We start from the raw sequence: 6,439 nt of genomic DNA on the forward strand, positions 1-6,439 counted from the left end.
AGGAATATTTATGGCAAATATTAAAGAGATTCAGGATAGAATGAGAAGTATTCAGGATACATTAAAAATCACAAATGCCATGTATATGATCTCCACATCTAAACTCAAAAAGTCAAAGAAAATGCTTGCAGATACAGAGCCGTATTTCTTTGCTTTACAGTCAGAGATGAGTCGTATTTTAAGACATTTGCCTGAATTTGAAGATATATATTTTGAATCCGATTCAGCCGTAGAAAAGAAGCCTGAGGAAAAGCGTGTAGGCTATATTGTAATTACAGCGGACAAAGGTCTTGCAGGTTCATACAATCACAATATCATGAAAGCAGCCTATGAGCATCTTCAGACTCATCCAAACAATAAACTTTTTGTTCTCGGAGAACTTGGAAGACATTATTTTGAACAGCAGGGTGTGCGTATTGACAAGCAGTTTCACTATACTGTTCAAAATCCTTCTCTTAACAGAGCAAGAAACATATCAGAGGAACTTTTGCAGCAGTACCATGAGGGAAAACTTGATGAGATATACATCATTTATACTGCAATGGTAAATGCGGTTGCGGAGGAAGTCGAGATAAAGCAGCTTCTTCCACTCAAGAGAGCTGATTTTGCTGCAATGCATATTCCGGTGGATGCACCGAGAGAGGAACTTGCACTTGTTCCGTCAGCAGAAGCGGTAATGGACAGAATAGTTCCTGATTATCTGGTAGGTTTCGTGTACGGTGCACTTGTTGAGGCATTTTCGTGTGAGCAGAATGCCAGAATGATGGCGATGGAAAATGCGACAAACAGTGCAAAGGATATGCTGCATGAATTGGATATTTTATATAATCGTGCCAGACAGGCAGCTATTACACAGGAGATAACAGAAGTAATAGCGGGTGCAAAGGCACAGAAACGCAAAAAGAAGAGATAGAAAGATAAATTGGGAGGCAGAGATGAATACAGGAAAAATCGTACAGGTTTCAGGACCTGTTGTGGATGTTGAGTTTGAAAATGATGACCTGCCGGCAATCAGAGATGCATTGGAAGTAATGAATGGCGATAAGAAATGCGTTATGGAAGTTGCACAGCATATAGGTAATCACATTGTACGCTGTATCATGCTGGCAGCCAGTGAGGGTCTTTGCAGAGATATGGAAGTTGTAGCAACGGGAAGCGGAATCAAAGTTCCTGTTGGTGAGGATACACTTGGCCGTCTTTTCAATGTACTTGGACAGACAATTGACGGAGATAAGCAGCCTGAGGGCGAAGCAAACTGGGAGATTCACAGAGAACCTCCTACATTTGAGGAACAGAATCCTGCTGAGCAGATTCTTGAAACAGGTATCAAGGTAATCGACTTACTTGCACCATATGCAAAAGGTGGAAAGATTGGTCTTTTCGGTGGTGCCGGTGTTGGTAAGACTGTACTTATTCAGGAACTTATCAGAAATATCGCAACTGAGCACGGCGGATATTCAATATTTACCGGTGTTGGTGAGCGTTCCCGTGAGGGTAATGATCTTTGGACAGAAATGAGAGAATCAGGCGTTCTTAAAAAGACAGCGTTAGTGTTTGGGCAGATGAATGAGCCACCTGGAGCGCGTATGCGTGTTGCTGAGACAGGACTTACAATGGCTGAGTATTTTAGAGATGAGAAACAGAAAGATGTGCTTTTATTTATTGATAATATCTTCCGTTTTACACAGGCCGGTTCAGAGGTTTCAGCACTTCTTGGCCGTATGCCTTCAGCCGTAGGTTATCAGCCAACACTTGCAACTGAGATGGGTGAACTTCAGGAGAGAATCGCATCAACAAAGAACGGTTCCGTAACATCAGTACAGGCTGTATATGTACCTGCCGATGACCTTACAGACCCGGCTCCTGCAACAACATTTGCACATCTTGATGCGACAACAGTATTATCAAGAAAGATTGTTGAACAGGGTATCTACCCGGCCGTAGACCCACTTGAGTCATCATCAAGAATACTTGAGGCAGACATAGTAGGCGAGGAGCATTATAATGTGGCAAGAGAAGTTCAGGGAATTTTGCAGAAGTATAAAGAATTGCAGGATATTATTGCAATCCTCGGTATGGAAGAACTTGCAGACGAGGATAAGACGGTAGTATTCAGAGCAAGAAAAATACAGAAATTCCTTTCACAGCCATTCCATGTAGCTGAAAACTTTACAGGTATCAAAGGTGTTTATGTGCCGGTAGAGGAGACAATCCGTGGATTTAAGGCAATTCTCTCAGGAGAGATGGACGAATATCCTGAAAATGCTTTCTTCAATGTCGGAACGATAGAAGATGTTAAAAAGAAAGCAGAGACTATGAAAGACGCAGAGTAAAGATGATTTTCGTGTGAGACTTAAAAGTGAAGATTTATTGCAGGGTTATATCGGTGATGAAAAATATACTTGATATTATTAAAATTGACTTGCACGAAGTCTTGGATTTTAAGAGTTTTTGCACAGAAATGAGGTAATATGGCTAATTCGTTTTATTTAAAAGTTATATCTGCAAACAGAATATTTTTCTCGGGAAAATGCGAGTCAGTAGTAGTGCCTGAATTTGACGGAGAAAAAGAAATCCTTGCTCACCATGAAAATATGGTAATCGCCATCAACCGTGGGGATATGCGTTTTAAACCGGAGGGCGAGAGTGAGTGGCAGGAAGCTGTTGTAGGAATGGGACTTGTCGAGATAATGAATAACCGTGTGACTCTGCTTGTGGAAACAGCAGAGCATCCGGAGGAAATAGATATGGCGAGAGCAAAAGAAGCGAAAGAGAGAGCCGAGGAACAGATGCGTCAGAAACAGAGTATTCGTGAGTATTATCATTCCAGAGCTTCACTTGCAAGAGCGATGGCGCGTATCAAGGCGGCAAGTGCGAAGAAATAAAGACATAAAAAACATTATGCCGCATATAATGTTGTATGTGGATAACGAAAATATGAATAAATAGTGGCAGCAGGAAATGAGATGTCAGACCAAAGTTTTGGGGTACACTGAAAATGTGAACTCTGATGACAAAATGGGAGACATCTCATTTTTGAGTTTAGGAATTTGTTGAAAATGACCTATATTTTAACACTATCAGGGAAGTAACATACTTCTATTGCGAGTATCCGTTTAACAGCAGATATAAATAGTAATGCTTGCATTTATAATGGTGGTAAGATATTATTATTTTATTGCAACAGTGTATATAATATAAATAGTAAGTTATATGATAACAATAAAATTTTATTAAAAGAGGAAAAAATATGCTATCGGAGTTGAATATAGAAAAATATCGAGGTATAGATAGTTTAAAATTGGAAGATTTAGGCAGAGTAAATGTGATAGCCGGTGAAAATAATACGGGCAAAACAAGTATTTTGGAGGTTATAGAAAGTTTAGAGCGTCCAAATGATTTAAGAGCGTGGCGTTTGATTGGGCGTAGAGAGGGAAATTCAATGCGTATCTCTACTACCAGCTATGACACAATGAAGTCATTGTTTCCAATAAATAATGAAAATAAAAAAACAAGCATTGTTTATTCGGGAGAGTATAATAATAAGCTTTTTACTGTTGAGTTGACAGGAGAGTTTTCAGATACCATTTTAAATGATGAACAGTTAGAGAAAATCAGAGGTTATAGACATGATTATGGAACAACGGAATATGAGCATAATGAATATGAAGTATCGCTTCTTGACATATATTATAAGATAAATGGTGAAAATTTTGGCTCGGATAAAATTTATAATGTTCAAAGAGGCTTTGCAACATCGACGGACATAATTGCAAGCATAGTCGAAAATGTTGTATATGTGTCACCTACTCAACACGCAAATAACTCATTTTACTTAAACGCATTGATGACAGACCCAAAATTATATGAACAGTTTGTAGAGATTATGAAAGAATTTGATCCGGATTTTGTTTCGATTAATTCTGTAGAAGATGAGATGACTCGTTCAAGAAAATATGTTGTATTGTCAAAAAAATTTAATGAGGGTCTTCTGTTAAACGCATATGGAGATGGCATGAAAAAAGCAATGTTGCTTTTGAGTGCTTTACTTAAGGCAAAAGATGGCATTTTATTGTTGGATGAATTTGAGACAGCAATTCATGTTTCTGTCATGGGGAAAGTGTTTAAGTGGATAATAGAAAATGCAGCAAAATTAAATGTGCAGATATTTATGACATCCCATAGTCTGGAAGCAATAAATTCAGTTTTAAAATGTTGCCCGGATATGCAAAAAGATATTAGAATGATTACTTTAGTTAATACGGAAGATGGTGTAAAAGCACGCAATGTTGATGCGTTAAAAGCTATACAGTTGATGGACGAATATGGATTGGAGTTGAGATAGATGAAAGCTGTCGTATTTTGTGAAGGGACAACAGATTTATTGATGATACAATTTGTATTACAATATAAATATGGCTGGAAATATGATGGATTTGTGGAGAACACAGTGTCTAACAGACTGATGAAAAGAATTCTTGTGAAAGATGGAGCTAAAATAGAGATAAGAAGCTGTGGAGGAATTACGAATATACCAGACGAAATGAGAAGATTTCAGGAACAGATGGAGTATTCAACTAAAAAAGAAGAATTATTTGATAAAGTCATTATTTTGATAGACCACGATACTGTTGATAGTAATAAAATATTTGTAGATAAACTTAATGAAAAGCTACAGACAAATTTTAATGAGAGAGATATAAATGTTGACATAAAATGGAAAACAGACAATCTTGTATTTAAGGAAATTGAACTTGATTTTTATATTAGTTGTCTCCCGGAGGAGGAAACAGGTGCAATTGAAAGTGTTATGCTTGAGGCTTTAGTAACGGATGATATTGAGGAAAATTTAGTCAATAACAGCGAAAAATTTATTTTGTATATTAGAGAAAATCAGGACAGATATTTGCAGAGAAAGTCATTGATAGCAAAGGCAGTTTTTAATACATATTTTGCGATAAGAACACCGGAAGAAAAATGTGGTGAAAGATCCAGAGTTCTAAGAGCATATGATTGGAAAAATAATGAAGTATTAAATAAAAGCTTTGGCTTTTTGGATATTTATGATAATGATAATAAATAACCTGGTTTTAAAACAACCACACTAAACACTCCCAGTAGGAGCAGGCAGCTTTTTAGTATTTTTGAAGAGCGAGTTGCCAATATCTACTTGACTTAAACATAATGTACACTCTTTAGACAGTGCTATGTAAGGTCTTTAATACTGGGAAGTGGTGTGATGTATATAGAAGATAATTCGATACAGGCTGAACCTGATGAGGAGCCGGAGGCATATACAGGCTTTACAAAGATTTATGTAAAAAGACCTGATATATCCATATCAGATAATGCGTTTATTAATGGAGATAAAGTTAAGGTTATCATAGAGCAATAAATAAAGTGGGTGAGGAAAAGAGAGATTTCCGGTTTAACTTCATTTTAAACAAGAGAATTTTGTAGCTGTTATATCAGGAATTTCTCCACTCCTCAATCACACAGGTATGGTGTTTTTTGTTTGACCCATCCGTATTATAATTGATACCCACTAAAAGAATTTTGTTACTGTATCCGGATAATGCGCCATGATATTTTTTCTCTTTTATCTGCTTAATAGCGGTTTCGGCAGACTGATTATATTTAAGTTCAACAATCATTGCGGGTCTGAAACCTGCATTTGCTCTCGGAATAAAAGCAAAATCGGCAAGTCCTTTGCCCGCAGGCATCTCACGGACGATATTGTAATATCCCGGTGCTGTAAAATATGCCATTGTGAGGACGCAGCTTAATGAGTTTTCATCGTTGTACTTAAGAACGGATGTGTAGGTGTCATGAGCCTGTTCTATCAGTTCGGCAACTCTTATGGCGTTTCCATCTATTGTTTCGTCAAGCAGTTCGTCACAAGTTGAAATCGCTTTTGCTATCTCAGACCACTCACCGGTCTGCAAAGCAAGTTCAAATGCGGTTGCCACTTCGTAGTTTGGAATAAATGATTTTTTTCTATCCGCATCATAGCCTAAATAACCCAAATGAATAAGTGCAGTCAAAGCATCATCCTTTGATGCGATAGTTGAAAAATCATTTTTAAATGTATATGGATTTACTCTGATTTTTCCGCCTGCAAGCATTGTCATAATGTCATCTTTAAGACCTGCATAATTCATTGTAATAAATGTATTGATGGAGGAAAAAGAAGAAGTGTTTCTCCAGTAAGAGTCACAGTCCTGGTCTATCATTGCTTGTGTAACTGAATTTGGGTTATACATATGGATGCCGTCTATCAGATAACCATTATACCATGCTTTAACTGAGTCAAAATCCATATCATATTTTTTACACAATTCTTTGACTTCTTCCTCTGTAAAACCATAATATTTTGTTATGGGCTTTGATTTTAACATTGTATATTCACGGAAATTGTTAAGAGCTGACTCGTCCTTAA

7 protein-coding genes are annotated in these 6,439 nt (G+C 37.2%); 6 read left to right on the forward strand and 1 reads right to left on the reverse strand.

From position 1 onward, the window contains the following. The first annotated feature begins 10 nt into the window (after positions 1 to 10). The 6 genes from atpG to DWZ63_RS15800 all read left to right on the forward strand — a co-directional run bounded on the left by atpG (position 11) and on the right by DWZ63_RS15800 (position 5,395). Positions 11 to 913 carry an ATP synthase F1 subunit gamma gene (gene atpG / locus DWZ63_RS13065; RefSeq protein ID WP_022013263.1) on the forward strand — a complete coding sequence of 301 codons (903 nt, stop codon included), beginning with the start codon at positions 11 to 13 and terminating at the stop codon, positions 911 to 913. 22 nt (positions 914 to 935) lie between these two features. Further along, positions 936 to 2,333 carry a F0F1 ATP synthase subunit beta gene (gene atpD, locus DWZ63_RS13070; RefSeq protein ID WP_022013264.1) on the forward strand — a complete coding sequence of 466 codons (1,398 nt, stop codon included), beginning with the start codon at positions 936 to 938 and terminating at the stop codon, positions 2,331 to 2,333. A 138-nt stretch (positions 2,334 to 2,471) separates the two neighbouring features. Beyond that, the gene (gene atpC / locus DWZ63_RS13075) at positions 2,472 to 2,885 is read left to right on the forward strand and encodes an ATP synthase F1 subunit epsilon (RefSeq protein WP_022013265.1); all 414 of its coding nucleotides are present in this window, start codon (positions 2,472 to 2,474) and stop codon (positions 2,883 to 2,885) included. Positions 2,886 to 3,250: 365 nt separating this feature from the next. After that, positions 3,251 to 4,345, forward strand: a complete 1,095-nt coding sequence (locus tag DWZ63_RS13080) for an AAA family ATPase (protein WP_055946737.1) — start codon at positions 3,251 to 3,253, stop codon at positions 4,343 to 4,345. Further along, on the forward strand, positions 4,346 to 5,083 hold the full coding sequence (locus DWZ63_RS13085; RefSeq protein WP_055946741.1) for a DUF3226 domain-containing protein: 738 nt from the start codon (positions 4,346 to 4,348) through the stop codon (positions 5,081 to 5,083). A 156-nt stretch (positions 5,084 to 5,239) separates the two neighbouring features. Then, on the forward strand, positions 5,240 to 5,395 hold the full coding sequence (locus DWZ63_RS15800; RefSeq protein ID WP_156335839.1) for a hypothetical protein: 156 nt from the start codon (positions 5,240 to 5,242) through the stop codon (positions 5,393 to 5,395). 73 nt (positions 5,396 to 5,468) lie between these two features. On the opposite strand, the gene DWZ63_RS13090 is transcribed toward DWZ63_RS15800, so the two are convergent. After that, positions 5,469 to 6,439, reverse strand: a 971-nt coding sequence (locus DWZ63_RS13090; RefSeq protein ID WP_182431527.1) for a PD-(D/E)XK nuclease domain-containing protein, incomplete at its 5' end; no start/stop codon positions are given.

The sequence above is a fragment of the Clostridium sp. AF34-13 genome (genome assembly GCF_003477845.1).
Taxonomy (GTDB): Bacteria; Bacillota; Clostridia; order Lachnospirales; family Lachnospiraceae; genus Butyribacter; species Butyribacter intestini.

Coding starts and splice junctions, on each gene's coding strand:
- atpG (WP_022013263.1), top strand. CDS start 11: ATGGCAAATATTAAAGAGATTCAGGATAGAATGAGAAGTATTCAGGAT.
- atpD (WP_022013264.1), top strand. CDS start 936: ATGAATACAGGAAAAATCGTACAGGTTTCAGGACCTGTTGTGGATGTT.
- atpC (WP_022013265.1), top strand. CDS start 2,472: ATGGCTAATTCGTTTTATTTAAAAGTTATATCTGCAAACAGAATATTT.
- DWZ63_RS13080 (WP_055946737.1), top strand. CDS start 3,251: ATGCTATCGGAGTTGAATATAGAAAAATATCGAGGTATAGATAGTTTA.
- DWZ63_RS13085 (WP_055946741.1), top strand. CDS start 4,346: ATGAAAGCTGTCGTATTTTGTGAAGGGACAACAGATTTATTGATGATA.
- DWZ63_RS15800 (WP_156335839.1), top strand. CDS start 5,240: ATGTATATAGAAGATAATTCGATACAGGCTGAACCTGATGAGGAGCCG.